This is a genomic window from Burkholderia sp. Ac-20353 (assembly GCF_017104785.1).
GTDB lineage: Bacteria > Pseudomonadota > Gammaproteobacteria > Burkholderiales > Burkholderiaceae > Burkholderia.
This window is the reverse complement of record NZ_JAAGPL010000516.1, coordinates 1-867: the sequence shown is the minus strand read 5'-3', so window position 1 is coordinate 867 and position 867 is coordinate 1. Positions and strand designations below refer to the sequence as shown.

The window sequence follows — 867 nt, the reverse complement described above, 5'->3', positions numbered from 1 at the left end:
CGAGTTCGCGTGGGACGACACCGCCGGCGACTGGCGCACGTTGCATCCGGCCGCGCTCGACGCGCCGGGCGCGGTCGTCGTGCCCGACGCGCCGTTCACGCTTGCGGGCAACGCGGCCGCCGCGTTCGGCGCGCAACTGCCGGCCGTCGCGCAAGCGGCGGCGGTCGACGGCGACGCGATGCCGCATGCGCTGGCGGTCGCGCACGCGGCCTTGCGCGCGTATCGCGCCGGGCGCACGGTGCCGGCCGAAGCGGCTGCGCCCGAGTACGTGCGCGACAAGGTCGCGCAGACCACCGCCGAGCGGATGGCGGCGCGCGCGGCACAAGCGGGTGGAGCAAAGGAATGACGGGTGTGTTGCTGAGCGACCGGTATCTGTCACCGATGACGGACGCCGATCTCGACGAGGTCGTCGCGATCGAGCACGCCGCTTATGAATTCCCGTGGAGCCGCGGCAATTTCGAGGATTCGCTGCGCAACGGCTATTTCGGCGTGTGCATGCGCCACGTGACGGGCGCGCTCGTCGGCTATTGCGTGCTGATGCCCGTGGTCGACGAGATGCATCTGCTGAACCTGTGCGTCGCGCCGGCCGCACAATGTACGGGAGCAGGCCTCGCGCTGCTGCGCGAAGCCGTGCGCATCACGCAGGCGGAACGGCTCGATGGCGTGCTGCTCGAGGTGCGGCCGTCGAACCCGCGTGCGATCCATCTGTACGAGCGCTTCGGCTTCGCGACGATCGGGCGGCGCAAGAACTACTATCCGGCGCGGCATCACAGCCGCGAAGACGCGATCGTGATGCGTCTCACGCTGAATAATGGAGGAGGCGCGCATGGCGTGGGCTGAAGCGGCACTCGAGGAAATGGGGCTCGA

Annotated in this window: 1 protein-coding gene and 1 pseudogene; both read left to right on the top strand. The window is 69.7% G+C overall.

What is annotated here, in order from left to right:
• Positions 1-346: pseudogene (locus G3N94_RS41685) on the top strand (tRNA (adenosine(37)-N6)-threonylcarbamoyltransferase complex dimerization subunit type 1 TsaB); the annotation flags it as partial.
• Complete coding sequence (gene rimI, locus G3N94_RS41680; protein WP_205799956.1) at positions 343-840, top strand: ribosomal protein S18-alanine N-acetyltransferase; 498 nt, start codon at positions 343-345, stop codon at positions 838-840. The pseudogene G3N94_RS41685 and the gene rimI, both read left to right, overlap by 4 nt.
• Positions 841-867: the final 27 nt, after the last annotated feature.

What these genes read in the sequence shown, in the direction of transcription:
- rimI (WP_205799956.1), top strand. Translation starts at nt 343, where the DNA reads ATGACGGGTGTGTTGCTGAGCGACCGGTATCTGTCACCGATGACGGAC.